The following is a 26,860-nucleotide window of genomic DNA, read 5'->3' on the forward strand; positions in this document are numbered from 1 at the left end:
AAGCCAACCGAAAAGCAATAATACGCAGCAGGGAAAGAAAACCAAAAACCAAACTAAAGGAATTAGTCCGTCGGCAGGAATTTTTGTCCCAAATATAATCGTCAGTGAGGCAAATCCATAAATTAAAACAATGAAAAGCGCGATAATTCCGATTGGATTTCTCGCTAAATGTTTTGCATTTTCTCCAAGCGATGATAAATTTGACAATTATTTCTCCTTGATTTTATTTTGGGATTAAAAACTTCTGGATTTCATTCGTATCGATTCATATCGATTAGGTTAATTTTTTCCAAAAAAGCTTCTCTGGTCCATTTTTGTAATAGGTTCAGGTCAGAGTTCTCGAGGCTTCTGATATACAAACATCCAGCTCCTACTTTATGTTTCCCCAATTGCTGCCTAAACTTCTCGTGCTCAGACGCTGCGTTTAATCCGTAAATCGCAATCTCATTCTTGCGCGCAGCAAATCCCACTACGCACATATCACCTTCGCGTCCGCTGTCGTAACGGTAGTGGTAACTGCCGAAGCCGACGATCGAAGTCCCCCACATTACAGCCGGTTGGCCGGTGGCTTTGCTCATCAGTTCTGCCAGCGCTTCGCAATCTTTGCGGCGTGCTTCATTGCTGATATTTGCCAGATACGCGCTGACGCTGGCATCGGTTGGCACAGTTTTATTGCTGCTCATAGACGACCTCCTGCAGTTACAGACGGCATGGCGGAAGCATCAGCATAATCCGCATGCGCAGGTTTGTGGTGTTTTTATTATGGAAATTATTGAGAATTGTCCAAAAATCGCCCCAAAACACCCCAAATGCGGTGTTCAGCACAGCAACCTGGCGGTCGTCGGCAGAACGTCCGGGCTTTTGAAAATGGCGGATGACGATAGTTGCATAGTCCGCTCAGTGAAAACGCCGGTTGGTGGTGCTGATCCGGACAATCAGATCAGCGCGATACGGCGTGGTAAGTCCACTTGCGGGTTTTGCTGGCGCGGATGGTGCTGGCGTCGGGGTGCAGCGGGTTGATTAGAATGTTGAGTTCTTCCGGCACGATGACGGACGGTACCAGCAGCAGGGCAGAGCGCATGCTGGTGGCCCACTGGCTGCCATATTCGAGGCTGACTTTGCCTGCCGGTATCGCATCCCAGCCGATATGACTGGCTGCGTCAAAGTGTTCTGCCGCTTGCCACACGGCGGGCGGAATCTGTATGGATACCAGATAGCGGTTCAGTGGCAACAGGCCTGCGTTCAGATGCACCAGCGTTTCCAGACAAGCCAGCGAGATATTGCTGGCGCAATACACCAGCGGCGTGCCTTCGCGGTTCCAGCGGCCGCCGGTGAGTTTGGCGCCGGTCCCCTGCATATCGTCGGCAGTGTAGCCCGGCGTGTCGGTGGCGATGCGCCACGCGGTGATCACAGATAAGCTCCGCTTTGCATGGTGCGCAGAACGTTCGATACCATCTGAAAGCCGCTGCTGGTACCTAAAAATTCCACAGGACGGCGTCCGCCGAGCGCGGGCAGAGGTTGTTCTATCCAGCTGGCGACCCATTGCGCGGCATTAAAGCCGGTATCTGCGCTGGAGACCATGACGCTGATTTGTCCGATCAGCGATGCCATGTTCAGCACGCGCTCGCTTTCATCAATCGACAAAATTTCATCGCGTTTGACTTTGCGGTTAATGGTGCTGACCGAGATTCGCAGCGCACGTGACAATTCTTCCTGCGCCAGTCCCATATCTTCGACCAGTTTTTTGAAGTCGCTGGCTTTGACGCCGTGTTCCACCAGTTCGATTTTTTCCATGGCAGGCATGGTGAAGGCTTTGTCGAAGCTGTCAAAAGAATAATGACGGCCAGCGACGGGCTGTTGCAGGGCGGAACTGACGGTGGCGTGCATGATTGCTCCTTTGCGCAATAAAAACTGTGCAGATGAGCAGATTATAGCAGATTTCGCAGGTTTGCTTAAAAATTCAGCAGATGGAGAAACAGTGGTGCAGTGATACAGAAATCAGGCGCTTTGCCACGTGTTGCAAAGCGACGTTTTATGATTAAAAAATTAATATATGTGCGAATCATCGTACAATAATCCGATATTTTGCATAACGAGGTAAGAAGATGTGTGACCAGAATACAGCGGCCGGTCAGAGTAGCCCGGCATTTGATCCGAACGCCGTTGCACCGCAATGGCAGCATGCGCAATTACCGGCATTGCGCCGCGCAGAAGTGCTGATTGATACGCCGGATGGTAAGGCGAATGCGTATCTGGTCAGCCCGGCAGAGGGACGCTGGCCTGCGGTGCTGATGTGGCCGGATATCGCAGGTTTGCGTACCGCAAAACGTATGATGGCGGACCGCTTGGCGGCGCAGGGATACACAGTGTTGCTGGTCAATATTTATTACCGCGAAGGCGTTGCGCCGCTGTATCAGCAATTTACCGACTGGATGAACAATAAAGATTCCGCCTGGCCGATGGTGGCGCGCATCAAGCCGGAAGGCGTGGCGGCGGATACGGTCGCGTATGTGAATTTTCTGGATCAGCATGCCGCAACCGACACCACAAAACCGGTATCGACTTTTGGTTATTGCTTGGGTGCGTCGTATGCAGTGCGCGCAGCGGCTGCACGTGCGGACCGTATCGCGGCGGCAGTCAGTTATCACGGCGCATTTCTTGTCACACCGCAATCCACCAGCCCTGACAAACTGATCGCACACAGCAAAGCGGCTTTCCATTTCGCGATTGGCGAGGACGATGATCAGCAAAATCCGGAAGAAAAAGACACCCTGAAACAGCGCGCGCAGGAAGCCGGTGTACAGGCCGATGTGCAGGTCTATCCGGCAAAGCATGGCTGGTGCGTGATTGACATGCCGTTTTACGACGATGCGCAATCAGAGCTGGCATGGAGCAAAATGCTGGCATTGTTTCAGCAGCAGACAAAATAAATTCATTTTCTGAATTCGGCCATGAAAAAGAATCTACTCTCCGTCTTGATTGCCAGCACAGTTATGCTCAGTCTGCAGGCGCTCGCTTTTCCAGCGCCGGATGCTGAACCTGTGGCAACTGCAAAGGCCGCACAGAGCACTGAAGCGACTGAAAAGAAGGCGGATACGCCCGCGAAACCTTTGTTGCTGACCAGTAAGGAAGGCTTCGAAAAGAGTAATGCAATCCGTACTGCGATCAGGGAAAAAAATCAGGCCGCAGCAAAAGCAATGACGGGGCCGCGTTTGTGGTACGCGGGTTTCGGTCTCGAAGGCTCATCGAAGGCGTTTGCCGGTGATGTGAAGTTAGCCGCTGAGCGATTAAAAGCCTTGTATCCGGGAATGATTTCTTACATCGCTTATAACGATCAGACGGTAGAGCAGATGGAAGTACCACTGGCCACTTTAACGGGTATCGAGAACACAACATTCGAAATTGGCAAGCAGGCGAATCCGCAAGATCTGGCAGTCATCATGATTTCGAGTCATGGAAATGAGCATATTCTGGGTGTCAAACTGGATGGCGAATACTCCGGGCCGATTACTGATAACTATCTGGAAATTAATCTACGGAAGCTCAAAGTAATACCGACGCTGATTATTATTTCTGCCTGCCATTCCGGCTCTATGATTCCCGTGTTAAAAGCAGAAAACCGGATCATCCTGGCTGCAGCTGCCGCGGATAAGGTTTCCTATGGTTGTCAGCCGTTGTCAGAAAATACCTTTTTCATCGATGCGCTGATGGGTAAAGCGCCTGATCCGACGCTGAGCCTGAATCAATTATTTGTGAAGCTGAAGGAAGATATTGCAGCGCGGGAGAAAAAAGAAAAGCTGGAGCCGTCAGAGCCGCAGATGTTTGTTGGTGAAAAGATGAAAAAATTCGCGGATTTGCCGGTTAGTGACTGGTTAAAGCCTTCGTCCTGAAAACATCATTGATCTTACCAAGTTAATTAAAAAACTAATAAATATTATAAATGTGGAAAAAACAGACTTCATGCGAAGTTTGTTTTTATATCTGCAATCCATTTGAGCATTCAGGTCATATGCTGATCATTCAACGGCGATGAACTGGTAGCTATTGGTGAGCGGCAATTCCTGATATGTCCAGTCGGTAACCCCGTTTCGGTACCAGTACAGATTGGTGTAGCCAATATTTCTCAGATGAATTAATGCATTGACGCTGAGCCAGCATTCTGCTGAAGCACAATAAGCAACCAGTGCTTGTGACTTATCGGGAAAATAACGTGCCATCACTTTTTCCAGCCGCGCTTCGAATGCCTTATTTTTGTCATTATCGGTTGAGGCATAATCCGCACCATTCAGCAGGTATGCACCGGGTAAACTTGCATTGATGCGTGAAATCCCCAGCGTATCCAGCAAGGTAATCGAACCTTCTTTCATCCGTTTCAGTAGTTCGGGCGTAGCAATGGTTTTCACACCCTTGATGGTGGTTGGTGTCGCGTAGTGGATACCGGAGGAATGGGGACGAACAGCGTCAGCAGCCGGTTTGAACCAGTTTGTCTGCGGCATAAGCTCGTTCGGATGTTTCATTTGCATACCGGCAATCAGTTTCTGATTTTCTGTTTTTTGCGCAGTCATCAGCGGCAGCGTGCTGTTATTTTCGATTGCGGCCACTGTGCATCGGGCGTTTGCCGATTTTTCACAATTCAATAATGCGCCATAAATGGCAGTCGCCATATTAGGGGCATTTTCCGAATAGCTGAAATTGCCATTTTCAGCCACTGCGAAAGCCTTCGCACTTTTTTCGGTCATATATTTCTGTAATGCTGCCTGTGTTCCGGGTTCCTTCGGAATATGACTGAAATCCTGTGTTGTTACGCAGGCACTCAGCAACCCGGTCAGAGCAGCAGTCAGAAGCAAACGCGATGTATGCTGAAAAATTGTCATATGATTGTCCTGTTAGAACATAAATTATAAGTTTCCGCAGACTTGGATAGTGGAACTAAGCGCTGTTTATTATAAATATATTTATATTGTGACCAATAAAATGACAGTTCAAACATTCGGCGGGATGGCGAAAAATTTCTCTGTTTTTCTAAGTCTGGCGCTTTTAGCGAGCAGCGCAAGTGCCGGTGAGTCGCCTGAAATACTGCATCTGGAAATGCAAAAGCAAGTTCCGGTATTGAAAGCAGAGCTGGATGGCAAGCCGGTTCGTTTACTGCTGGATACCGGTGGCGGTGCGGCGCTGGCTTTGCGTCATGATCTGATTTCCGATGCGACACAGGTGCGCCAGCTGGCATTACAAAGCGGGAAAGCAGTGCAGCTTAAGGCTGTGCCGTGGAAAAAAGCCAGCATTTCGGAAGGGATCGATGGTTATCTCGGTATGGGCTGGCTCAGACAATACAGTCTGGTCATTGATTACGCGCACGCGCAATTGCGCTTGCACCCCGCAGGAAGCCTTGCGCCGGAATGCGGTACGCAGACTGTACCTTTGCAAATGCTGGGGTCGTTACCTTATGTTCGCCTTACGCAGGATGCGCAAGCGGTTGCGCTGGGACTGGATACTGGTGCGAATCAGAATATTCTGAAAACCGGTTCACGCTGGTCAGGTGATGCAGGCCAGGTTCTGACCGGATTGACTTTGCAAACCGAGGGCTGGACGGGGCAACAGAATTTCAGGCTGGTGAATGTGCACGTACCGGTGATTGACGGATTTCTGGGGTATGAATTTTTTGCGGGTCATCTGGTGTGCATGGATATACAGAGTGCAAAACTTGCAATCAAAGCCGGGCAGTGATGGATGTGTTGTTCAGATATACAAAGATGGATGCAACGCAATTGCCGGATCTGATAATCATTTGAATCAGTCGAGCTGAAAAACAGATCACCGGAAAAATAGATAATCAGATGACAATCAGATAAAACAAAACGGCAGGCCGGTTGAACCGGGCTGCCGTTTGCTTTATGTGCGGCGAATGGTCAGAAGCGGCGACGACGTTGCGTAGCCTGGGCTTTCGCTGTTTTTTTCTGCGACATCAGCGACAGTGCCAGTAATTCCAGACCAGTCAGCGAGCCGACCCACATTCCCTGTACCAGATCCGATGGCATCATTGAAGGAAACAACTGGCGTGCAATGATCCAGAGTGCAATGCCGAATAAACCGATGGCCATCAACAGATGTGCTTGACGTTGTTGTTGCATGATGGTCTCCCTGACGTGATTGAAAAATGTCATCGAACTGTCATTTCAGCATACGGTCTGCGTTGCGGAAAAGCAAGCATCGTTGGAAGGTGTAAAGCAAAATCCTGTTAAATTCATGTAGACAAAATTTTCTAGAAAATGTATTCTTGGTGTAGAAAATTTTTTCTATATTGGTCTGAGCATTGGCATGCAGGTGTATCCGGCTGTATCAACAGGAAACAATCCCTGAAAGGAATTTATGAAAATACATCACCGAATCAGACACTTAATGCTTGCTACCGTACTGATGGCTGCCATTGCACCCGCCAGCGCGGACTGTACTTTACTTGTGTCAGCGGAAACCGGAAAAACCCTGATGGAAGAGGGCGATTGTCATCACGCGATGCCACCGAATTCCAGCTTTAAAATTCCGATTGCTTTAATGGGCTACGACGCCGGCATTCTGCGCGACGAGCAAACACCGGCGATGCCGTTTAAATCTTCCTATTCCGCCATGATTGAAAGCTGGGCGCAGACAACCACACCGGTGATGTGGATGAAAAATTCTGTTGTCTGGTATTCGCAGGAAATCACCGGAAAACTTGGTATGGCTGCTTTCCGGCGTTATGTGCAAGCGTTTGATTACGGGAATCAGGATGTCAGTGGGAATCCCGGTAAGCATGATGGTCTGACGCGCAGCTGGCTGACATCTTCACTGAAAATTACGCCTTATCAGCAGGCGGCGTTTATACGTAAGCTGGTTCTGAGACAATTACCGGTTTCGGCGCATGCGATGGAAATGACTGCAAAAATTACCCGTATTCAGCCGGATATCGCAGGCTGGGAAATTCATGGCAAAACCGGAAGCGGTATACCGGATGGCCCTGACGGGAAAGAAGACTGGTCACGCGGATTCGGCTGGTTTGTTGGCTGGGCGGAAAATAGCAACCGTAAAGTGATTTTCGTTCAACTGATACAGGATAAACAGCAACAGGACAGTTTCGCCGGACCGCGTGCGCGCGAAGCAATGTTGCAACGCTTGCCTGTCTTACTTTCCACATTACCTGCAAAGCCTTAAGACTGAGCAGGCAATAAAAAAACCGCCCGGTTTACGGGCGGTATTGAAAGCAAATAAATTGCAGTGAAACAGGTTGTATATCTCTGCAGCCGGAAACGGTGCAGAGATATCAACGGCAATTTATTGCGGCAGCGAGAATTCGCTGAGTTTTTTGTTGAACCGGAACAGCCACAGACGATTGATGCGCTCGTTATCTGCACCGCGTGTTACACGTGCGGTATTACCTGCCGTGCAGCCACTTGCAGCAGCGCCTGCCTGCATCTGACCATTGGCGTCGTAGGTGCATTTTGTGATGTCTGCACCGCTGATCTGCTGGCCATTGGCACCGAACACGCCTGTCTTTAAGCCAAAATCATCGTCATTCACCAGCGCCAGAGTGAATTCATCGACCAGTGCCAGACCTTCCGCTTTTTCAGCGCTCCAGCCGGTCTGGTTCAGATCCAGCAGCAGAGTTTTGCGCAGCGGTATCACATCGGCAAAGTTCACACCGTTCACCGCAGCACCGGTCATGCTGCTTTTTTCCAGATCGGTGGAAACAGCGGCGATATCCGTTGCATTGGAAGGAATCTGCACCAGCATCAGGCGGTTAAATACTTTGCCATCCGGTCCTGTGCCCTGCTCAATGACGATGAAGCGATTGTTGCCCAGCGCTACCAGATCTCCGAGTTTGGCATTGCCGGTTTTTCCACCCTGATACATGGACGGATCAATCGGATAAGCGTACAAACGGGTTTTTTCTGTGACAGGATCAAATTCCACCCAGCGCACCAGTTTTGCGTAATCACGGATATTTTCGCTGCTGGCTTTATCTGCACCCGGCAGCACGATGCTGGCCTTACCATCATCCAGCGGGCTCTGAATGAAACCCTGCAATTTGCCGCTGGCGTTGTCCAGCGTCAGACCTTCCATACCACGGTTGGCACGGCGTTTCGCCAGTACAGCTGGTAAGTCGCCAGGGTTGGTTCCGGGCTGATATTTCTTTTGAATGATGCCGGTGGCAGCATCGATTTTCACGATGAAGGGACCGTATTCATCCGAAACCCACAGCACACCTTTTGCCGCATCATATGAAATTGCTTCGGTATCCAGACCGAATTCGCTGAAGGTAGCTTTGCCTTTGGCATCGTAACGGGCAGCATCATTCAGCGGCGCTTCCAGCGTAGCACCTGTTTTGCCCGGAGGCAGTGGCAGTCCGCTGGCTTTGCTATTTGCGTCAAAGCGGATTGGCGTACTGGATTTCAGCACAGCACCATCCTTACCGACGCTGATAATGCCGACAGAAGGTGCAAACGACGGTGATGGAAAGAATTTTGCATCAACAGTGCCGGTAGCTCCTGGGGTAATCAGCGACGCAGGTACTTTCGGCCCGTCGCCATTTGGTCCACGGTCGGTGATGGCAAAGAACTCCAGATTGCCGTCAGCCGTTTTCCCTTTAAATGCCAGACCGGAGCCGTAAGCCGGTAAAAAACCTTTCGGAAAATCTGCTTTGATGCCCGCATCAGTGCCTTCATACGGCACGTAGAATTTATCGTCAGCTTTGATCTGATAACGGGTTACATTCACCGTTACTCCACCTGCGCCGTTGGTTTGTGTAAACGTATCGTTAAAAGCGCGTCCGGCTTTGCTCGCGAGCGTGTCTTCAAAATGTTCACGCGCCATATTGCGGCGCTCATTATCGACGCTGCGTCCCTGATAGGCAGCTGGCAAACCGCTTAATACTTTATTCAGTGCAGCATGGAAATCGTCCGGCTTTGCATTGAAGTCCAGTGTTTGCGTAGTCAGCGCTGTTTTTACCGCAGGTGCCAGACGAATACCGTTGGACGGATCCTGATCCTCATCCAGCGTTTGCAATGCCAGCAAGCGGTTGATGACGGAATCATCTTTCGGTGTCGCTGATTTCGCCAGTTCCAGCGGCGTAATCACTTCTCCGCAGGCTGCGCTGCCGAGTTTAACGCCACCGGCACTGAAGCTCACGGTGTCACCGGATTTACAACTGAAACCACCGTCAGCTTTTGTGCTGTCTTTCGTGCTGCCGGTTTCGTAATCCAGACCTTCTACCGCGGCATCAAGAAAAACACCGGACACACTGACCGGCGTTGCATTGGTACCGGATTGTGCACAGTCACTGCCACCGCAGGCAGATAACACCATGGCGGCAACTGCAGCTGCCGTCATGGTGGCAGGGAAGGGGATGCGTTTCATCATGATATTCAGATCGACAAAGACAGAAAATCATGACTGTAATAACAAGCAATGACAGCCTGATGACAACGCAGGTTCAGGCTGCTTCAGTCTGCTTCAGTTTGTTGGTGGCGTGGTTTCGTGCTGCTGATCTGGTTCTGCAGAGGAATTGCTTTTGCGGTGCCGCTCTTTGTATTTCAGAACTGAGCGGTTTTCTGCCAGTCCCAGTTTTTCGCGCACCGCGCCGATACTGGTGTTCTGATCCAGCTCCTGTAAGGCAAACGTATTACGTAAGGTTCGGCCACCCATGCGCGGCAGATTCAGACCCGCGCGTAAAAAGGTTTTTTTGACCTGAAGATACACGGTGGCTTTATTCAGTAATTCGCCGTGCGTTCCGGGAAACAGTAAATCGCCGCCTACCGGCAGCATATCGCGCTCGCGTATCCAGTTCAGTACGTCGTCCACCAGTTCCGGTCGTACAGCGGTCTGGTGTGCATAGGACGTGTCATGTTTATCGACTGGTTCCAGTTGTACCAGCAAACTTCCGTCACTATTGAGTTCTCCGGCAACTTCATCACGATGCAGTCCGATCACTTCCGCAACACGCAAGCCGGCACCCAGCATCATGCACTGAATGGCACGGTCACGGCGCTTTTTCCAGCCTGCATGCGGTCTGCTGCTACTCGGCATGGCGCTGGACAAAGGAAGGGCTGCGATGAAGGCTTGAATTTGTGCGCCGCTTAACACAACGCTGTTCGCATCTTTGCCTTTCAGACGCAAACCTGCAGTCAGTGTCTGCGATAAAACACCTTTCGCCGGATTAGGACTGCGCGCCAGATATTCAAATACATTTTCGACCATACGCAAATAACGGTACTGAATCGCACTCTTCAGCACCGCTTGCCCTTGCTCCGTGGTTTGTGTCAGAAAACGATGCAGATCCTCGTCCGTCATCTGTAGCAGTGATATCCCGTTTTCGCGCAGCCAGCGGCACAGGCGTGCGAACATCGTTTGATAAATATGAGCCGAACGTGCAGAAATTTTGCGCTGGCCTTCATTCACACTTTCCAGTGCGGAGCTGGTTTGTCTGCGCGAATAATCCAGATAGCGGGACGAAACGATAAAGGCAGCAAAGGCTTTCTCAGGGTTCTGTTGCCACAATGTGTAATCTGCCGTCACTGACATTCTGTAATCCATCAAACAAACGAAAATGCATGATACCGTATTGCTCAGGGATCTTCACCAGCAGGGGAACGGTATGTATAGTCCTTCACATTCCGTCAACTGCCAATTTTTTTTAGGAATTGATCTGCGAATGAAAACACTGGTTAAACGACTTAGCCTGACAGGTCTGCTATTCTTACAAGCAGCTTGCGTTTCGGTTTCGCAGACTGCGTTCATCACGCCGGAGATCAGCGGTATCGTGAAAATGGCTGGGATGAATCGTTCGGATGTTCAGATGTATCTGGGGGCGATGCCGGGGACAAATCAACCTTGTTCTGACGTGGGAACACCGGTTTCAATATCGGAAGAAGGGCGCTTCAGCATTCCCGCCGTCACCGAAGCGCATCAGAAAATTCTCACTCTTAACGATCCTGCGCATATATCAAAACTGACGGCATTATGCTGGCGTCAGGATCAGGCAGCACCACAGCTCGCCGCGCTGATCGCCACACAAGTTTCTCAACGTGTGCATGTCAAGGTGGATTGCCAGTTTTCAGCGCCATTGACACGTGACCAACTGGGCAATGCACAAGTGACTGCGCCTTTGCTGCAGCCGCAATTTTGTCGGGCGGAAAAGAGTTAAACACCCCGTGGTCTGCGGCGCGGATCGACAGGGAATTCCACATGATCCATATCGCCGGGGCGGATCACTTCGCCGTTCAGCGCTGTGATGCCGCGCAGGCCGACGCCGAATGGTTGAAAGCCAAGGCGCGGGACGTCGCGGCTGTAGTCGCGCCGGTCATGGTGATGGCCGTGGAAGCTGACGCGGACTTTTAACTGACGCGCCAGATGGTCGATAGGGACAAAACCATGCGGATGGCAGGATGGCGCTTCGTGCGTGACCAGAATATCGGCTTTCTGACCTTGTAAACCGGCAATATCGGACGGGAAAATACTGCTGCGGTGTTTACGGGAAACGCCGGTGCGCCACTGATTGCCGCGACCGCCAGCCGCCATATAGCTTGGCGGATCGAAAAAGCGTTGCGCTTGTCCCGGCATCCAGATCTGACCACGGAAAATGCCGCCCAGTCCGGCGATACGGTAGCCGGCAACTTCACAGACACGTCCGTGCAGGTTATTGCTGGCCAGGCTGGAATTGTACAAATGATCGTACTGGGCGACGCTGTCGGTATCGTGATTGCCGTGAATGAACCAGATTTCTGTGTGTTCCATCACCGACGCGAAAATCTCGTGCAGTGGAGCAGTTGCCTGAATGTCACCGAGCAAAATCATTGCAGCTGGCTTGTGCAGGCGCGCAGCTTCGATCAGATGATCGAACTGTCCGTGTGTATCGCCGCAAAAGAAAAGTGTGCTCATGATGATGAATTCGGAGTTTGTCCGACATTGTAACTGTACAAACAGTTTGTACTGCATTTTTCATCACATAAGACGTGCAGCAAGTGTCGCAACGCCCTGTTGAATGCTCGTGCTCAATTTCCGGAATGGCTGAGTGACTTCCAACGTAATGTGAGAAAAAGCAGCCTTCTATGATCGTCAATATATCAATTATTGAATAAAGAAAAAATCGTTTATAACTTTAGGTTATTTAGAAAGGAAAATTGCATCGTTTGGAACCCTGCTAGCCCTCAGTAAGATATGTCAAAAGATATGCGTATTGGATACAACAATTACGCAGCGTGATAATACTAGTGAGGAAAGCAGAATGACAGCAACGAAACAAAGCAAAGAAGCAATCCGACCGAAACTGACCGCGGTACTGGTCGCAGGTGTCCTTGCAGGACTGGCGCAGGATGCGCTGGCGGCCGCAGAAACAAATGAAGCACAAAGCGTCATCGTCACCGGAACCCGCAGCCTGAAACGTACGGTAGCTGATTCCGAAGCGCCGGTAGATATTCTGAGCGCCAAAGATTTGCAGGCCAGCGGCAGCAGTGAACTGGGTGAAGCACTGAATCGCCTGTTGCCATCGCTGAATTTTCCGCGTCCTGCTGTTGCCGATGGCACATCTGCCACCCGTCCTGCACAACTGCGCGGCTTGTCTCCGGACCAGACTCTGGTGCTGGTCAACGGTAAACGTTTGCATACCGGCGCAGTCGTGAACGTGAACGGCACCGCTGGTCGCGGCTCCGCTCCCGCCGATCTGAACACAATTCCGCTGATTGCCATTGATCATATCGAGGTACTGCGTGACGGCGCGGCAGCACAGTATGGTTCTGATGCGATTGCAGGTGTGATCAATATCATTCTGAAAAAAGGTGCAGAAGGTGGCGAAGTCAGCCTTAGTGCCGGACGTTTCAGTGCAGGTGACGGCAATCAGTGGAATCTTAGTGCAACGACCGGCGGAACGCTGGCTGATAAAGGCTGGATACGTGTCAGCGCTGAGCAAAAATCGCTGGGGGAAACTAACCGCTCGTTGCCGGATTTACGCAATCCGCAAGAGCCACGTTACGGTCAGATTAATCAGAAACAGGGTGATCCGCGTGTGGTGCAAACCAGTGCCACTATCAATGCCGCAGTGCCGGTGACCGACACGGCAGAACTTTACGGCTACGCCAACTTATCACGTCGTCAGACAGATGCTGCTGCTACGTGGCGTACAGCCTATACCTCCGGTACAACCTTACGTACGCCGCTGTACCCGCAGGGCTTTTCTCCGAATCAGGCCAGTGTAGGTGAAGATGTGAGTTCGGTACTGGGTGTGCGTGGCCGCAATGATGGCTGGCGCTGGGATCTGAGTGCAAATTATGGCCAGAATGAATTCAGTCTGGATGTGACCAATAGCGTTAACCTGAGTCTGGGTGCGAACAGTCCAACCAGTTTTTATGCCGGTAAGCTGACCAATATTCAGACTGTACTGAATGCAGATGCCAGCCGCGAGATCGAACTGCCGGGCTTGCAGAATCCGGCAACCTTGTCGGTGGGTGCAGAGTATCGTCGCGATCAGTACCGTATCGGCGCAGGTGAGTTCAATTCCTACACAGGTAGCGGCGCGCAGGGTTTTGCCGGTTTTCAGCCATCCAACTCGGGTGATTTTCAGCGTCACAGCAAGGCTTTATACGCGGGACTGGAAGCGGAATTCACGCCGGCACTGAGTGCATCTGCTGCGATACGCTATGAAAACTTCAGCGATTTTGGTGCGGTGACTTCCGGTAAATTATCCGGCCGTTATCAGGCTGCGCCGTGGCTGACCTTGCGTGCTGCAGCATCGAACGGTTTCCGTGCTCCGTCACTGGCGCAGCAAAACTATACGATTTCGACAACCAACCTGATCACCATTAACGGGACTTCGCAGCTGGTGGATACCGGTACGTTCGGCGTCGCTACTGCTGCGGCCAAAGCACTGGGAGCGCAACCTCTGCAACCGGAAAAATCCCGCAACTACAGCCTTGGTGCAGTATTGCAACCGCTGAAAACACTGTCGGTCAGTATCGATGCCTATCAGATCGATATTGATCACCGGATTCTGTACTCCGGCAATCTGGTGCTGCCAGCGAATCTGCAGGCTTTGCTGGCAAACCAAGGTGTTCTGGTGGGGGCAGCGCGTTATTTCACGAATGCAATGGATACCCGTACTCGTGGTGTTGATGTGGTGGCCAGTTATCAGCTGGCACTGACTGATGCCGACAAACTGGGACTGACGCTGGGCTTTAACCGCAATAACACCAGCGTCAAAAATATTGCTGCCAATCCGGCGATTCTGGCGCAAAACAATCTGACCCTGATTGATCGCCAGACGATTCAGCGCGCTACAGTCACTGCGCCGAAAAATAAGCTGAGCCTTGGTGCTGATTACAGTCGCGGTCCATGGGCTACCCATTTGCAGGTCACGCGTTACGGCAGCTTCGTGTCGCCGCAAACCAATCCGGCACTGGATCAGACTTACAGCGCCAATACAGTGGCTGACATTTCTGCCAGCTATCGTACCGGTAACTGGACGCTGACAGGTGGTGTCGATAATCTGACCAATAAATATCCTGATCAGGTGACCTCTGCAGGGAATCTGAATTCCGGCGGAACGCTGCCTTACAGCACATTCTCGCCTTACGGGTTTAACGGACGTTTCGTGTATGCAAAAGCGTCTTACAAATGGTGAGCTGAAGTCTGGCTTGCTTTGAGATGGCTGCCTTCGGGCAGCCATTTTTTTCTTGCCGGTTGCTGAATGCTGCAATTAAAATGCAGCCTGCATTTTTCAATTCCGCTGATTCAGCGTACCTGACGAGGTCTTTTCAGACATGAACATCGCCGCCTGATTGCCCGCTGCGGGCAAAAAACTCTCTTCCTTTTTGCCACTCGTTCAGGTGCCGTATGTCTGCTTGTTTATTCCGCCTGGAAGGCGTTTGCCTTTCCTTTGCTTCCCATACCATTTTTTCTGATATTTCTCTGCGTATACACGCTGGCGACCGCATTGCGATTGTTGGTGATAACGGCAGCGGTAAATCCACCTTACTCAAGTTACTGGCACAGCAGCTGCGTCCTGACAGCGGACAGCTGGTGCTGGCGCCGCAGACCGGTTGTGGCTATCTGCCGCAGCATTTGCCGGATGCGCCGCTGTCCGGCGGCGAACGGGTCAGCGCGGCGTTGCAGTCCTTGTGGACGCAGATGCCGGATATCTTATTGCTGGATGAACCGGCCAATCATCTGGACCAGCAGCAAAGGCAGTACTGGTTGCAGCAATTACGTTATTACCCCGGGACGCTGGTGATGATCAGCCATGATACTGACTGGATGGAGGCTTTGTGTGATCAGCTCTGGATTGTCCATGATCAGCAACTGACCGTGTTTAAGGGCCGGTATGCCGACTGGCTGACAGCACAGGAGCAAGCGCTGGAGAGCTTGCAGCATCAGCGTCAGCAGTTAAAGAAAAACCTCAAGCAAGCACATCAGCGTCGCATGCAGGAACAGGAGCGCGCGGCACACGCCCGTCAGCGCGGCAAAAAGGCGATACAGGAGCGGCGCTGGGCCACAATCCGCTCAGCGACAAAACTCGGGCGCGGAACCCGTACCAGCGACCAGCTCTGTGCAGATATCCGCACCGAGCAAAACCGGACGGCCAGACTTCTCGCCGACGTCAGCCAGGGTGCTGTGCCGGAACCCGCATTTCACCTGCTTTCAGGCCAGAAACACGGCAATTCAGCCATTTTGCAACTGAATCAGGTGCAGTTCGGTTTTGGCAAGCCGCTGCAGGAACCGCTGGATTGCCAGCTGATGCCGGGGCAGCGCATCGCGCTCTGCGGGCCGAATGGTTCCGGCAAATCCACGCTGATAAAGGCCATCACCTCAGCGCCGCATTTGCGGCTGGCCGGTGACTGGTATGTGCCGCCTAGCTCGCGTATCAGCCTGATAGATCAGTATGGCGCGCTGTTACAGCCGCAATCCGACTGCATAAAGCATTTGCAGCAACGCAGGCCGGACTGGCACATGACACAAATCCGCGAGCATCTGGCCCGTTTTCTGTTGCGGGAAGACCGGCTGGCGTATTGTCCGGCCGCGCAATTGTCCGGTGGCGAACGGGTGCGCCTGATGCTGGCGCTGATCGCTGCCGATACGCCGGCATTACTGATACTGGATGAAGTCACTAACCATCTGGATTTGTCCACACGCCAGCATCTGACGCAGGTTTTGCGTGCCTATCCGGGCGCCATGCTTGTGATCTCGCACGATAGCGACTGGCTGCAGCAAATTGTCTGTACAGACATCTTGTCACTGCAAGCCGTGCTGTGACATCAATATTCCTGTTAAGATGAAATGCGTTTTTCAAATCAGGAGATAGCAATGACAGCAATCCGCGTAAAAGCCTTAAACGATGAAGTCTGGACTGAAATGGTCAGAAAAGACGGCAAAGTCTTCATGTACGTCTACGATGGTGCAGGCAATGTGCTGGATGTGATGGAGGAGGTCGCCAGCTCGCTGACACCCGAACAGGAAGCAGAATTTCAGAAAAGGCTGAGGGACGATTCGGCATCCGGAACTTAGTTGGCGGTGACTGGTTTCTAGAACTCATTTCATCAATAGCCACGAGTGCGAACGAGAGGTGCCGGGATGCAGTGCGCGGCGCCGTTGCGCAGCACAGGCTGGTGCCTGTGCAAGCGACGCAACAAAGCAATGCACCCGACACCTCCGTTCCCGAAGGGTTTGCCTCATAGCCTACGCTGGACAGCGTTGGACGCGTTGTGAATAGCACCGCTATTCACTGCCTTGTCCGCCTTGCCAGCCCGCGCTATGAGGCAAACGCATCTCGCGGGTATTTATGAAATGAGTTCTAAGTAAACACCGCACTGTGCCGTTTAACAGACGGTGTTATGATGAACAGGCATCATTCGCTGACTCCAATGTCAGCGTCTTTCATCTGACCTCATTATTCTATTTCCTATGAACGCACTGATCCACGCCACCTTTGGCATCACTGATTTCTGGACTTTTGTTATCGGCACGATCTTTATCGTTCTGCTGCCGGGGCCGAATTCTTTGTACGTACTGAGTGTCGCAGCGCAGCGTGGGGTGCGTCAGGGCTATCGCGGTGCTTGCGGCATTTTTCTGGGGGATCTGATTCTGATGGTGTTATCCGCTGGCGGAATGGCATCTTTGCTGAAAACCAATCCTTCGCTGTTTTATGTCGTCAAATACGTCGGTGCTGCTTATCTGGCGTGGATAGGCTTGCAAATGCTGCGCGGCTGCTGGCTGGGCTGGAAAAACCGGAATCAGGCGGTGGCAGAAGTCCAGCGTGCTATTGAACCCGGCGATCCGTTTACCAAAGCGCTGGTGATCAGCCTGATGAATCCGAAAGCCATCCTGTTTTTCATTTCCTTCTTCATCCAGTTCGTTGATCCGGCTTTTGAGCATCCTTTACTGTCGTATGGATTGCTGGCGCTGATCTGTCAGATTTGCAGTTTCACTTATCTGACTGTGATTATCTTTATCGGCGTACGTCTGGCTGAATCTTTCCGTCAACGCCGTCGTTTATCCGCAGGCGTCACAGGCGGAGTCGGTGCAATGTTCATCGGCTTCGGCGCCAAGCTGGCCAGTGCCACGCTGTGATTGAAATGCGGTCATAGAAAGTAAGCGCTTTGTGCAACTTAAAGTTCTGTTGCACAAAGCGGCCGGTATAAGCTCAGAATTACTGCGCAGTAAAGCGTTTGCTGCCAAAGGCCAGACGCTGCAGGCTGTCTGAAGTCAGCGCCACACCCACCAGATAATCTGTACCGGCTTTCAGATTCACCGTTTGCGGAATCGTGATGCTGCCACTGGCAGGTACGATCGCTTGCCAGATCACCGGATTGCCCGCAGTTTGTACGATTTGCGGGTTCATCACATACACCAGCGCAATCGTGCTGCCATTCACGTTACTCCACGACAGCGTGCGACCGCTCAGACTGATCTGGAAAGTATCCGGAATCAGTTTTTCTGCAGCAAACATTTCAAAGCTGCCATTCGGTGCAATGTAATACTGGATGCACGGACGCAGATCTCGGAATTGCTTTCCGCCTGCGTTGGTAAATGTCCCGCTGTACGACTGCGTGGCTGTCTGCCAGCTGCCTGTGTAGCTGCCGGTATTCATCACACCATCCAGACTGCCACTCCAGTTACCTGCGATACCGGCATCAGTTTTATTTCCACTGACGACACCCACGTTTTCACTCTGACAGCCGACATAAGTAAAAAACATCGCGCCGGAAAAGCTGGTGTTACTGGACGGCATATTCAGTACAAACGCACCCAGCGTCGGATCTTCAGGATTGGTTTTCGGATCTTCAGCGTAATAGCCAAGATAAATGCCCCCTGGCGCAGTTTGTGACGGCGTACCCGTACCACCGGACGAGGAACCACTGCCGCTGCCACTACCACCCGAACCGCCACCGCAAGCGCTCAACACAGCGCAACTCAGTACTGCAGAATACAAAACACTTTTCTTCATCAGGATCACCCCATCATTACCATTGAACAGATGCACATTTCGCAGAACGCTGCTGTGCAGATTGCCGAAAATGTAACGGTTATAGCGTAACTATGCTGTATGCATTTGTAAGCAATCGTTGCTGAATCTGGCAGAGGAATTGGCAGGAAAGAAATGAATTTTTGACGGCATATGCCGAATTCATTTAGACTGCGCGCTGTTCTGGTGCTTTGCGGCTGTTCCGGTCGTGAAGTTAAACGGGAAGCAGGGAGTTCTGTGTTGTTCAGCACAAATCCAACCTGCGCTGCCCCCGCAACGGTAAGCGTTTGAGCCGCTCAGGCTCCGTATCGTCACCCAAGTCACTGCCTTCACCGGTGGGAAGACGACGATACTGATGCGCCAGCCCGGATACCGGCCAGAATAGCGGGCCTGCATGGCCCTTCGGGTTCCGGATCACGGGGATGATCAGGGAATCGCTGCTCGTTTATATTCATCATGAAATCTTATCGTCGTCTCGCATGGGCGGGGCTGGGCTTTGCCTTGCCTGCGTATGCGCAAGCCGGTGCCACTGAAGCACCGGAATCTGTTACGCCTGTGGTACAGCAGGTGATCGTGCAACAGCAAAAAAATTCCCTGCAAAAACAAAGCGTTTCCGCCAGTGCAGGCATTATCAGCGCTGCGGAGTTTGAGGCTTTGCCGGTGCAGCGTCCGGCTGAAATTCTGGAACGTGTGCCGGGGCTGATTGTTTCGCAGCACAGCGGCAGTGGTAAAGCGAATCAGTACTTTATGCGCGGTTTCAATCTGGATCACGGTACGGATTTATCTGCCAGCGTGGCCGGGTTGCCGATCAATATGCCTTCGCATGCACATGGCCAGGGCTATCTGGATCTGAATTTACTGATACCGGAACTGGTTAGTGAAGTGCAGTTCCGCAAGGGGCCGTACTACGCAGGCGACGGTGATTTTTCACTGGTAGGGGCAAACCGGATTCAGTATGTATCGTCACTCGAAGGCCCGCTGCTGGTGGCGGAGGCAGGCAGCGGGCGCGAACGCAGGCTGATGCACGCCAACAGTGGCGAGTTTGCAGGCGGACGCTGGATTGCCGCGCTGGAGCTGGCCAGCGCGGATGGCCCGTGGCAAGTGCCGGAAGACGCACGCAAGCTCAACAGTTTTCTGCGCTGGCGCTCTGCTGTGAGCGGAGCAGATGTCTGGCAGTGGTCAGTGCTGGCTTACCGCAATCGCTGGAATGCCACCAGTCAGGTACCAGAGCGTGCAGTGCAGTCCGGTCTGATTGATCGCTACGGCAGCTTGGATCCATCCGAAGGCGGCGATACACAGCGGATCGGGCTGCATGTACAGCGGGAACTGGTTGACGGCGAGCGGCGGGAACTGTGGCAGGCGTATCGCATGCAATACCGGCTGAATCTGTACTCGAATCCGACCTGGTATCTGAATGATCCCGAACGCGGTGATCAGATTACGCAAAGTGAGCAACGGCATATTACCGGTGGCAGCTGGCTGCGCAGTCAGCCTGTTAACAATGCCTGGCTACCGCTGACGCTGGAAACGGGATTTACGACACGCTATGACCAGATCAGTCCGCTGGCCTTATTCTCCAGCCGTGAAAGAAACCCGTTTGAAACCCGCTCACTGCATCGCGTGAACTGGTGGCAGGGTGCAGCATTTGCACAAGTGCATGCAGAGTTACATCCGCAGTGGCGGCTGAGTACAGGGCTGCGCGCAGAAAAAGTCCGGGCCGATGTGCAGGATTTACTGAATCCGCTGAACAGCGGCCTGAAAACTGAATCGGCAATCAGCCCGAATCTGAATATCACCTATCAGCCTTCTACGGGGCTGGCGTTGTATCTGAATGCAGGGCGAGGCTTTCACAGTAACGATGCACGCGGCGCAACGCTGCAGCCTTCAGTGGAAAATGGCGCAGAACGACGCCCGACGCCGCTGATGTCGGCAGGCAAAGGCTGGGAACTGGGAATACGCAGTGCGCAATGGCTGAACGGACTGGAATCCAGTCTGGTTTTCTGGCATCTGAAAACGGATTCAGAGCTGACCTATGTGCCGGATGACGCCAGCACCGAAGCTGGTCGTCCTGCAAAGCGTTATGGCTGGGAAATGAGTCATCAGTATCAGATCAACCGTCACTGGTGGCTGGAGCTGGATGCGGCGTGGTCACATGCACGTTATACCGACGGATCATTGAATGATAACCGCGTCACCGATGCGCCGGAACGTACTGCGAGCATGGCTTTGCGCTTTGAACAGGGGCGCTGGGAATGGGGATTGCGTGGTCGCTACATGGGCAGCCGCGCGCTGACGGAAGATAACAGCGTGCGTTCGCATGCTTCGGTATTGTGGCATGGCAGAGTGGCTTACCGTTTCAACCGGCAAATTACGCTGAGTCTGGATTGTCTGAATCTGCTGAACCGGCGCAGTCATGACATGGAATACTGGTACAGCTCGCAGTTGAAACAGGAAACCGTTGCAGTGGATGACCGGCACTGGCATCCGGCCGCGCCGCGCAGTGTACGTGCCGGTGTGCGCTGGCAGTGGTAATTCTCTGAGTACGCATCATCACATCGCGGCGCTGTCCCTGCGCCGCGATGCGGTTTATTCGATACTCACTTGTTGTCACTATTTGTCGTCATTATTTTTCGCCACTATTTGTTGTCATTATTTTGTCAATTGTTTGCGCTACAGTCGGAGCGAAGCTTTACAACACAGCTTTGTGGACTGCATGATTGATCCGGATGAGCCTGAGCATTTTGTACGGGAACCGGAATCTCAGCGGCAGTTTGAAAAAAATACGATTCAGAATACATCTTCACCAGTGAGGGAAGTGACATGGAGCACGCGGAGAAAGTCGCGCTGATACAGCGCTATCTGGATGAATATCAGGCGTTTCATCTTGTTGGCATGCTGGATTGTTTGCATGAACAGGTGCATTTTCAGTACATCGCCAATGGTAGTGTACAGGTCAGTACGGAAGGAAAGGATGCGTTCCGGCAACTGGCAGAAGGATCTGCCGGATTGTTTTCAGCGCGGCAGCAAACGATAACGGATTTACGTGAAGAGGGCGATGTCATGCATGCTGATATTGCGTTTCGCGGGACGCTGGCGCAGGCCACGCCGGATGGATTGCAGGCCGGAACTGAAATTCAATTGCAAGGAAGATCTGAGTTTCGTTTTCAGGATGGGTGTATTCTGTCGGTTTCGGAAATCATAGGATAAATCGTGTATCAGGACATTTTGCAATTCTGGTTTGAAGAGATTTCTCCGGCGCAGTGGTGGAAAGTCGATGCTGCATTTGATCAGCAGATACGTGATCGTTTCGGTGATGTACTGAAACAGGCGGCAGAAGGTGGTTTGTCGGAATGGCGCAAAGGCATTGCCGGACGGCTGGCGGAAATTATCGTACTGGATCAGTTTTCACGGAATTGCTATCGCGCTACGCCGCAGGCATTTAGCCAGGATGGGATGGCACTGGTACTGGCGCAGGAAGCAATCCGTGCCGGTGCGCTGACCGCACTGGATCCGGTGCAGCGTTCATTTTTGCTGTTGCCTTTCATGCACAGTGAATCCGCTCGTATTCACGTTGAAGCGGAGCGTTTATACCGCGAACATGCACCGCTGGAAAATTATCAGTTTGAACTGAAACACAAAGCGATTATTGACCGTTTCGGACGTTATCCGCACCGCAATGCCATACTCGGACGGGAATCCAGTGCCGATGAACTGGCTTTCCTGCAGTTACCGGGCTCTTCATTCTGACGCTGGTAAGTTTTCTGCTGCGCTGCTGAACGCAGCGCTCCGTATTCAGGTTTGAATATGGCAGGGCAGGTTCAGCGTAAACACCGTGCATCTGGGTTCGCTTTGTACCCGGATTTTTCCTTGCAAAATCTGCGTCACGTTGTTGTACACGATATGCAATCCCAGTCCTGAGCCGCCGTGTCCGAGTTTGGTGGTAAAGAAGGGTTCAAAGATTCTGTGCATGTTTTCTTCCGGAATACCGCGTCCGTTATCCGTCACGCTAATCTGCACTTCCTGATCGCTGACCAGTTTAGCGGCGACCGTGACTTGCCCCTGTGGCAGATCGCACAAACCATGTATCACTGCATTGTTCACCAGATTAGTGATGACCTGTGTCAGCGGTCCCGGATAGCTTTGCATATGAATATTGTCCGGAATACTTTGTTCAAAAGTGACCGGCAGTTTCTTAAACGCAGGACGCAGCGTCAGTAAAGTTTCGCGTATCACTTCACTGAGCCTGAATTCACGCAATTGCGAGCTGGAACAATCCACGGCGACCTGCTTAAAGCTGGCAACCAGATCACCGGCCCGAATCAGATTACGCTGTAAAATATCTGCACCGGTTGCGACTTCTTCCAGATACGCATTCAGTTGTGCGCGCCGCAGATGCCCGTCCTGCACCTGGCCGATGAACTGGCGTGTCAGGTCAGTAATGGTGCTGGCGGCGATGACGCTGTTGCCAATCGGTGTATTCAGTTCATGTGAAACACCGGCGACTAATGACCCCAGTGCCGCCATTTTTTCGCTTTCCACCAGTTCGGTCTGCGTATGCTTCAGCGTATCAATCACTTCCGCCATTTCCTGATTGGCTTTTTCCAGTGCCTGACTGCGTAAATTCAGCCGGTTACGCATCAGATTGATGACTGCCAGCAGACTCGTGTTATCGCCCGGATGCAGCTGAATATCGTAATGAAATTCGCCTTGCGCGATACGGGCCGCGACTTCCTGCGCATAGGCTGGCTCGCCGCCGAGTTGTCGCAATAAAGAGCGGGTCATGATGACTGTCAGTACCAGACCCGCCGCCAGCGAAGCCAGCGTCAGCGAAAAAGTCCAGCCGCGGACATGAAGGTAAGTATTGCTGACAGCGGCGCTTTCCTGCAATACCCGTTGCCGTTGATGGTGTTTAAGACTGTTCAGCAGCGTGAAGTATTGTTGCTGATACGGATGCAGTTCCACCAGTAATAAATTCCGGGCTTCACCCATTCGGTTTTGCCGCACCAGCGCCACAAAGTCATCCTGATTGACGCGGTAAGCTGAGTCAATGATATCGAGTTTTTTCAGCAGACCTGCATCGTCTGCATTGTTGAATAACTGATGCAATTGATTCAGGTTGTCCAGCAACTGAAGATTGGTGCCGGTGATATTGTCGATTTCTTTCCGGATTTCGCTCTCATCGCGCAGGAACAGTGTATTGCGCATGCTGAGGGCAATGCTGTTTAAGTGATTGCTGGTGTCATCAAGTACGACATTTTTCGGATATTCCTGAAAAATCAGCCTGTCCGAGCTTGCACGGAATTCCAGAAAGCCGAGGGCGCTGACAGCAACCACCGCCGCCAGTAAACCGACCAGCGTGCCAAAGCATAAGCCCAGTCGCAGACGAAGGCTGAGGCTGGAATACTTAAGCAGCATATGTATATTGAGAAAAAATTGATTCGGAAAATGTCATCGCCGTTGGTTAAGCATTATTTCAACGGAGCTGACTTTTCTGCGCCGAACACGGTTTTTTCCGCGACAGGTAACCATTCCGCGACATTTTTACTGGTAGCGTTCAGTACCGGTACCAGCACTTGCTTCGGTTGCTTTTTACCCTGAATGGCACCGAACAGAATTTCGGCAGACTGTGTTCCCATCAACAGTGGTTGCTGCATGCCGACAGCCACCAGATTGCCACTCTTGAGATGATCGACAAATTCCGGGATGCCATCATAAGAGCCGACGATCACTTCTTTCAGTTTGCGTAATTCTTTCAGTGCAGTCAGCGCCCCCAGTGTCGGTTTATCGACTTCCACGAAAATAGCGGCTACTTTCGGATGTTCCCGCAAAATATCTTTGACGAACTGATAGGTTTCTTCTTTGGTATAACTTTGCATCTGACGCAGCGCCACCATGTTGGTATAGCCTGCTTCTTTCATAGCGTCGAGAAAACCATTGGTGCGGTCTTGTCCGTTTTTACGGGTCAGGGCAATCGTGCACAGGGCAAAAGCAGGGTTTTTCAGTCGCCGCTCTTTTAAGGCTGCTGCAACTTCCTGCCCCACACCATAGGCGCCACGGTAATTATCTGATTTCACGTACGAAACGAATTCGCCACCGTTACTGCCAATATCGGCAATGACCACCGGAATCCGCGCACGGCTGGTCAGTTCCAGTACGGCTTGCGCCGATTTACTGTCTGTCGGGGATAAAACGATACCGGCGGCTTGCTCGCGGATCGCCTGTTCGATATTACTGAGCTGCTGCGCATCGCTGTTCTTGCTGTCCAGCACTTTGAGCTGATATCCGTTTTGTGTGGCGATAGTACCGATGCCAAGGCCCAGTGTGCGCCAGAATGGCAGATCCAGTCCGGGGGTAATGTAGTAAATGGATTTGGTACTGCTTATTGCAGTCAGCGGCGTGGCAATCAGTAACAGCGACGCCAGTAAACGGCGGCGGATAGTATTCAGCGCGGCATGGTGGTTCACAAACCATCTCCTATGTGTCAGCGGCCGCGGGGTCTGGTCGCGGCACTGTCAGGTCATGCTTGTTATGACAAAAAGATGTTGCACAGATAAGTTGCAGACAACGTTAGCACATTTACCCGGAGACGTGAATTCCGCATAATCGCTTTTCCTGCGCCAGAGCAGGACTTCGGTACTTGCTGATGCGTTTGTCAGACAGTTTCGGAGGTGTCGACCGGGTTGCCAGTCTGAATACTGTGGTAGTAAATGTCTTCCAGACCACGGAATTTCCACTGGTTTGCCGAGGCGATTTTGTCGGCAGCATCCAGTACTTCACCCCAGACAATGCCGACCAGATGACCGTCTTTAAGTGCGACCAGCGGCGCAGCATGTTGCCGGATCAGCGCAGCTTTTGCACTGGTGAAATGCAACTGATAGCGCTGATGTGTGAGATTCGGTACAAATTCCGCGCCCCAGCCGGATTTGTACCAGGTAATACCATTGTTCAGGATCGGCGGCGTGATTCCCAGATGTAAGCCGTGATGTCCTTCGCTGCGTGCTAACTGCACCATGCGCTGATAAATCAGGCAGTTCAGTTCGCTCATCATTTGTTTATCGTGTATGGCTTCGGTACTGATGCCGACTTTGTTGAAGTAGGCGAGAGGATTGCGCGGGGAGAGTTTCAGATGAAAGCCAGCCAGCGATTTCTGCTCAAGACGCACCGTTTCAAGGACTGCGCCATAGGTATCCGCACAGAAGGCAGCACAGGATTCGACATAAGCCGCGTAGCCGTGGCGGTGGTGTACAAACGGTTTCAGAATGTCATCGTAAAAGTGCCGGTAATCTTCTTCCGTGGTTTCACGGTGAAACTGATAAGCGCGTTTTGCTGCATAGCGTAATCCCTGTTTATTACGGGTACGCAAATGCTGATGCCATTGTTCTTCGCTATGGTTAAACCAGATGGTTGCGTCGAGATAATCAGGTACCAGCAATGTCGATGCCGTCGCAGCAGGGGCAAATGGCGTGTGCGGTAACAACATCAGATCTGCCTGCGATCCGTATTTTTTCAGAATGTCTGCTGACTGAGATGGCTGAAAATATCCCAGCACTTCCGAGGTCGTGTGTCCGGCATCAAAGAATGCCTGCTGTAGTAAATTGGACGAACCAAGACTGAGCATGCGTATTTCCTGATCGCTGCCTTGCAGAATCCCGGTTGTCATCGTCAGCGGCTGAGCAGACATCCACGAACGTAATTGTCTGATACGCATTTGCAGCGGCCTTAATGCCTGCAATAAACGGTTTTTCCAGTCGTGGCGATACATGTGAGTCCTGAACTAAAGCGAACCCGCGCATTATAGGAGCAATGCGTCATGCTGGATGAGCGGTGGTCACAATTTGTGGATGGGCGACTACAATAGCGTTTTTCCGATTCCGTACGGCGCGCGATGCGTGCAAACACTCTATGAAAAAATTCCTGCTGTTAAGCCTGCTGGCCTGCGCCCTGAATGCCGCGAATGCTGAAATGACTGCACCGGTAAAAGAGGAAATCCGGAATTTGCTGACCAGACTGGAACAATCCGGATGCGAGTTTAACCGCAATGGCAGCTGGTACAGCGGCGCGGAAGCGAAATCGCATTTAATGCGTAAGCTGGATTATGTCGATGGCAAGTTCACAGTCAAAAACACGGAGCAGTTCATCGACATGGCTGCCAGCCAGAGCAGTTCTTCCGGTAAGGCGTATCAGGTGCGTTGTCAGGGCGCTGCGCCTGTCAATAGTGCTATCTGGCTGAAATCACAGTTACAGCAATTACGTTCCGCCGGCCGCTGAACGAAGCCCGCAAACAGGCTGGAGTCAAACGTATTTCGTCAGTCGTGACGTCTGGCTGTTGCGACTGGTCTTGCTTGCTGCTCGCCGCGTGTCAGCGTTTGCGCTGAGCAGCAT

The 26,860-nt window shown here is 52.0% G+C and carries 25 protein-coding genes, 1 pseudogene and 1 riboswitch; of the genes and pseudogenes, 13 read left to right on the forward strand and 13 right to left on the reverse strand.

The annotated features are described in order from the left end of the window. From KDM89_RS16665 to parS, 4 genes and pseudogenes are all read right to left on the reverse strand, one after another. Positions 1-207: pseudogene (locus tag KDM89_RS16665) on the reverse strand (hypothetical protein); the annotation flags it as partial. Between the two features lie 44 nt (positions 208-251). Next, a complete protein-coding gene (locus KDM89_RS16670; protein WP_212689058.1) occupies positions 252-683 on the reverse strand; it encodes a DUF1801 domain-containing protein in 432 nt (143 codons plus the stop codon). A 257-nt stretch (positions 684-940) separates the two neighbouring features. Then, on the reverse strand, positions 941-1,411 hold the full coding sequence (locus KDM89_RS16675) for an RES family NAD+ phosphorylase (protein WP_212689059.1): 471 nt from the start codon (positions 1,409-1,411) through the stop codon (positions 941-943). Then, positions 1,408-1,887, reverse strand: a complete 480-nt coding sequence (gene parS, locus KDM89_RS22880; RefSeq protein ID WP_212689060.1) for a type II RES/Xre toxin-antitoxin system antitoxin — start codon at positions 1,885-1,887, stop codon at positions 1,408-1,410. The genes KDM89_RS16675 and parS overlap by 4 nt, the downstream gene beginning before the upstream one ends. A 218-nt stretch (positions 1,888-2,105) precedes the next feature. Between parS and KDM89_RS16685 the strand changes: the two genes are divergently transcribed. Then, positions 2,106-2,930 (forward strand): dienelactone hydrolase family protein, encoded by an 825-nt coding sequence (locus tag KDM89_RS16685; RefSeq protein WP_212689061.1) that lies wholly within the window; start codon positions 2,106-2,108, stop codon positions 2,928-2,930. A 21-nt stretch (positions 2,931-2,951) separates the two neighbouring features. Continuing rightward, entirely contained in the window at positions 2,952-3,890 is a 939-nt protein-coding gene (locus KDM89_RS16690) for a C13 family peptidase (RefSeq protein ID WP_212689062.1), read from the forward strand. A 126-nt stretch (positions 3,891-4,016) separates the two neighbouring features. Here the strand turns inward: KDM89_RS16690 and KDM89_RS16695 are convergent, their stop codons facing one another. After that, entirely contained in the window at positions 4,017-4,874 is an 858-nt protein-coding gene (locus tag KDM89_RS16695; RefSeq protein ID WP_212689063.1) for a rhodanese-like domain-containing protein, read from the reverse strand. A 214-nt stretch (positions 4,875-5,088) separates the two neighbouring features. Here KDM89_RS16695 and KDM89_RS16700 point away from each other — a divergent pair, with 214 nt between their 5' ends. After that, the gene (locus tag KDM89_RS16700) at positions 5,089-5,724 is read left to right on the forward strand and encodes a hypothetical protein (protein WP_212689064.1); all 636 of its coding nucleotides are present in this window, start codon (positions 5,089-5,091) and stop codon (positions 5,722-5,724) included. A gap of 182 nt (positions 5,725-5,906) precedes the next feature. Here the strand turns inward: KDM89_RS16700 and KDM89_RS16705 are convergent, their stop codons facing one another. Continuing rightward, positions 5,907-6,128 (reverse strand): hypothetical protein, encoded by a 222-nt coding sequence (locus KDM89_RS16705; RefSeq protein WP_212689065.1) that lies wholly within the window; start codon positions 6,126-6,128, stop codon positions 5,907-5,909. 256 nt (positions 6,129-6,384) lie between these two features. Between KDM89_RS16705 and blaOXA the strand changes: the two genes are divergently transcribed. Further along, positions 6,385-7,185, forward strand: a complete 801-nt coding sequence (gene blaOXA, locus KDM89_RS16710) for a class D beta-lactamase (protein ID WP_212689149.1) — start codon at positions 6,385-6,387, stop codon at positions 7,183-7,185. A gap of 120 nt (positions 7,186-7,305) precedes the next feature. Here blaOXA and KDM89_RS16715 read toward each other — a convergent pair whose 3' ends face one another. Beyond that, positions 7,306-9,390, reverse strand: coding sequence for an esterase-like activity of phytase family protein (locus KDM89_RS16715; protein WP_230427931.1), 2,085 nt, complete (start codon positions 9,388-9,390; stop codon positions 7,306-7,308). A gap of 93 nt (positions 9,391-9,483) precedes the next feature. Continuing rightward, positions 9,484-10,551: a tyrosine-type recombinase/integrase gene (locus tag KDM89_RS16720; RefSeq protein ID WP_212689066.1), complete on the reverse strand. Its 1,068-nt coding sequence runs from the start codon at positions 10,549-10,551 to the stop codon at positions 9,484-9,486. Between the two features lie 25 nt (positions 10,552-10,576). Between KDM89_RS16720 and KDM89_RS16725 the strand changes: the two genes are divergently transcribed. Next, on the forward strand, positions 10,577-11,173 hold the full coding sequence (locus KDM89_RS16725; RefSeq protein ID WP_212689067.1) for a hypothetical protein: 597 nt from the start codon (positions 10,577-10,579) through the stop codon (positions 11,171-11,173). Here KDM89_RS16725 and KDM89_RS16730 read toward each other — a convergent pair. Further along, positions 11,170-11,907, reverse strand: coding sequence for a metallophosphoesterase family protein (locus KDM89_RS16730; RefSeq protein WP_212689068.1), 738 nt, complete (start codon positions 11,905-11,907; stop codon positions 11,170-11,172). The genes KDM89_RS16725 and KDM89_RS16730 overlap by 4 nt on opposite strands. A gap of 346 nt (positions 11,908-12,253) precedes the next feature. Between KDM89_RS16730 and KDM89_RS16735 the strand changes: the two genes are divergently transcribed. The 4 genes from KDM89_RS16735 (at position 12,254) to leuE (ending at position 17,583) form a co-directional block, all read left to right on the forward strand. Next, positions 12,254-14,641, forward strand: coding sequence for a TonB-dependent receptor plug domain-containing protein (locus tag KDM89_RS16735; protein ID WP_212689069.1), 2,388 nt, complete (start codon positions 12,254-12,256; stop codon positions 14,639-14,641). Between the two features lie 212 nt (positions 14,642-14,853). Continuing rightward, on the forward strand, positions 14,854-16,269 hold the full coding sequence (locus KDM89_RS16740; protein WP_212689070.1) for an ATP-binding cassette domain-containing protein: 1,416 nt from the start codon (positions 14,854-14,856) through the stop codon (positions 16,267-16,269). Positions 16,270-16,320: 51 nt separating this feature from the next. Further along, positions 16,321-16,521, forward strand: coding sequence for a hypothetical protein (locus KDM89_RS16745; protein ID WP_212689071.1), 201 nt, complete (start codon positions 16,321-16,323; stop codon positions 16,519-16,521). A 396-nt stretch (positions 16,522-16,917) separates the two neighbouring features. Further along, on the forward strand, positions 16,918-17,583 hold the full coding sequence (gene leuE, locus KDM89_RS16750; protein ID WP_212689072.1) for a leucine efflux protein LeuE: 666 nt from the start codon (positions 16,918-16,920) through the stop codon (positions 17,581-17,583). Between the two features lie 79 nt (positions 17,584-17,662). Here the strand turns inward: leuE and KDM89_RS16755 are convergent, their stop codons facing one another. Further along, positions 17,663-18,460: a hypothetical protein gene (locus tag KDM89_RS16755; protein WP_212689073.1), complete on the reverse strand. Its 798-nt coding sequence runs from the start codon at positions 18,458-18,460 to the stop codon at positions 17,663-17,665. 185 nt (positions 18,461-18,645) lie between these two features. Then, a riboswitch (cobalamin riboswitch) is annotated at positions 18,646-18,873 on the forward strand. A 61-nt stretch (positions 18,874-18,934) separates the two neighbouring features. Here KDM89_RS16755 and KDM89_RS16760 point away from each other — a divergent pair. The 3 genes from KDM89_RS16760 (at position 18,935) to KDM89_RS16770 (ending at position 22,225) form a co-directional block, all read left to right on the forward strand. Next, the gene (locus KDM89_RS16760) at positions 18,935-21,010 is read left to right on the forward strand and encodes a TonB-dependent receptor (protein WP_212689074.1); all 2,076 of its coding nucleotides are present in this window, start codon (positions 18,935-18,937) and stop codon (positions 21,008-21,010) included. 288 nt (positions 21,011-21,298) lie between these two features. Next, a complete protein-coding gene (locus KDM89_RS16765; RefSeq protein WP_212689075.1) occupies positions 21,299-21,685 on the forward strand; it encodes a nuclear transport factor 2 family protein in 387 nt (128 codons plus the stop codon). Next, positions 21,686-22,225, forward strand: a complete 540-nt coding sequence (locus KDM89_RS16770) for a DUF924 family protein (RefSeq protein ID WP_212689151.1) — start codon at positions 21,686-21,688, stop codon at positions 22,223-22,225. Between the two features lie 45 nt (positions 22,226-22,270). On the opposite strand, the gene KDM89_RS16775 is transcribed toward KDM89_RS16770, so the two are convergent. The 3 genes from KDM89_RS16775 to KDM89_RS16785 all read right to left on the reverse strand — a co-directional run bounded on the left by KDM89_RS16775 (position 22,271) and on the right by KDM89_RS16785 (position 26,240). Continuing rightward, on the reverse strand, positions 22,271-23,893 hold the full coding sequence (locus KDM89_RS16775) for an ATP-binding protein (protein WP_212689076.1): 1,623 nt from the start codon (positions 23,891-23,893) through the stop codon (positions 22,271-22,273). A 53-nt stretch (positions 23,894-23,946) separates the two neighbouring features. Continuing rightward, positions 23,947-24,942 (reverse strand): substrate-binding domain-containing protein, encoded by a 996-nt coding sequence (locus tag KDM89_RS16780; protein WP_329604687.1) that lies wholly within the window; start codon positions 24,940-24,942, stop codon positions 23,947-23,949. Between the two features lie 188 nt (positions 24,943-25,130). After that, positions 25,131-26,240: a hypothetical protein gene (locus tag KDM89_RS16785; protein WP_212689077.1), complete on the reverse strand. Its 1,110-nt coding sequence runs from the start codon at positions 26,238-26,240 to the stop codon at positions 25,131-25,133. A gap of 140 nt (positions 26,241-26,380) precedes the next feature. On the opposite strand from KDM89_RS16785, the gene KDM89_RS16790 reads away from it, so the two are divergent. Further along, a complete protein-coding gene (locus tag KDM89_RS16790) occupies positions 26,381-26,746 on the forward strand; it encodes a YfeK family protein (RefSeq protein ID WP_212689078.1) in 366 nt (121 codons plus the stop codon). Positions 26,747-26,860 lie beyond the last annotated feature (114 nt).

The sequence above is a fragment of the Cognatundibacterium luofuense genome, from assembly GCF_018139685.1.
In the GTDB taxonomy this organism is placed as follows: Bacteria; Pseudomonadota; Gammaproteobacteria; order Burkholderiales; family Burkholderiaceae_D; genus Undibacterium; species Undibacterium luofuense.

Bases quoted from the DNA above. Each gene is read 5' to 3' on its own strand.
- KDM89_RS16785 (WP_212689077.1), bottom strand. From the start codon at position 26,240: ATGTATCGCCACGACTGGAAAAACCGTTTATTGCAGGCATTAAGGCCG.
- KDM89_RS16725 (WP_212689067.1), top strand. From the start codon at position 10,577: ATGCATGATACCGTATTGCTCAGGGATCTTCACCAGCAGGGGAACGGT.
- KDM89_RS16720 (WP_212689066.1), bottom strand. From the start codon at position 10,551: ATGTCAGTGACGGCAGATTACACATTGTGGCAACAGAACCCTGAGAAA.
- KDM89_RS16775 (WP_212689076.1), bottom strand. From the start codon at position 23,893: ATGCTGCTTAAGTATTCCAGCCTCAGCCTTCGTCTGCGACTGGGCTTA.
- KDM89_RS16670 (WP_212689058.1), bottom strand. From the start codon at position 683: ATGAGCAGCAATAAAACTGTGCCAACCGATGCCAGCGTCAGCGCGTAT.
- KDM89_RS16695 (WP_212689063.1), bottom strand. From the start codon at position 4,874: ATGACAATTTTTCAGCATACATCGCGTTTGCTTCTGACTGCTGCTCTG.
- KDM89_RS16715 (WP_230427931.1), bottom strand. From the start codon at position 9,390: ATGATGAAACGCATCCCCTTCCCTGCCACCATGACGGCAGCTGCAGTT.
- KDM89_RS16690 (WP_212689062.1), top strand. From the start codon at position 2,952: ATGAAAAAGAATCTACTCTCCGTCTTGATTGCCAGCACAGTTATGCTC.
- KDM89_RS16765 (WP_212689075.1), top strand. From the start codon at position 21,299: ATGGAGCACGCGGAGAAAGTCGCGCTGATACAGCGCTATCTGGATGAA.
- KDM89_RS16740 (WP_212689070.1), top strand. From the start codon at position 14,854: ATGTCTGCTTGTTTATTCCGCCTGGAAGGCGTTTGCCTTTCCTTTGCT.
- KDM89_RS16790 (WP_212689078.1), top strand. From the start codon at position 26,381: ATGAAAAAATTCCTGCTGTTAAGCCTGCTGGCCTGCGCCCTGAATGCC.
- KDM89_RS16745 (WP_212689071.1), top strand. From the start codon at position 16,321: ATGACAGCAATCCGCGTAAAAGCCTTAAACGATGAAGTCTGGACTGAA.
- KDM89_RS16700 (WP_212689064.1), top strand. From the start codon at position 5,089: ATGCAAAAGCAAGTTCCGGTATTGAAAGCAGAGCTGGATGGCAAGCCG.
- parS (WP_212689060.1), bottom strand. From the start codon at position 1,887: ATGCACGCCACCGTCAGTTCCGCCCTGCAACAGCCCGTCGCTGGCCGT.
- KDM89_RS16705 (WP_212689065.1), bottom strand. From the start codon at position 6,128: ATGCAACAACAACGTCAAGCACATCTGTTGATGGCCATCGGTTTATTC.
- KDM89_RS16735 (WP_212689069.1), top strand. From the start codon at position 12,254: ATGACAGCAACGAAACAAAGCAAAGAAGCAATCCGACCGAAACTGACC.
- KDM89_RS16730 (WP_212689068.1), bottom strand. From the start codon at position 11,907: ATGAGCACACTTTTCTTTTGCGGCGATACACACGGACAGTTCGATCAT.
- KDM89_RS16760 (WP_212689074.1), top strand. From the start codon at position 18,935: ATGAAATCTTATCGTCGTCTCGCATGGGCGGGGCTGGGCTTTGCCTTG.
- leuE (WP_212689072.1), top strand. From the start codon at position 16,918: ATGAACGCACTGATCCACGCCACCTTTGGCATCACTGATTTCTGGACT.
- KDM89_RS16755 (WP_212689073.1), bottom strand. From the start codon at position 18,460: ATGAAGAAAAGTGTTTTGTATTCTGCAGTACTGAGTTGCGCTGTGTTG.
- KDM89_RS16685 (WP_212689061.1), top strand. From the start codon at position 2,106: ATGTGTGACCAGAATACAGCGGCCGGTCAGAGTAGCCCGGCATTTGAT.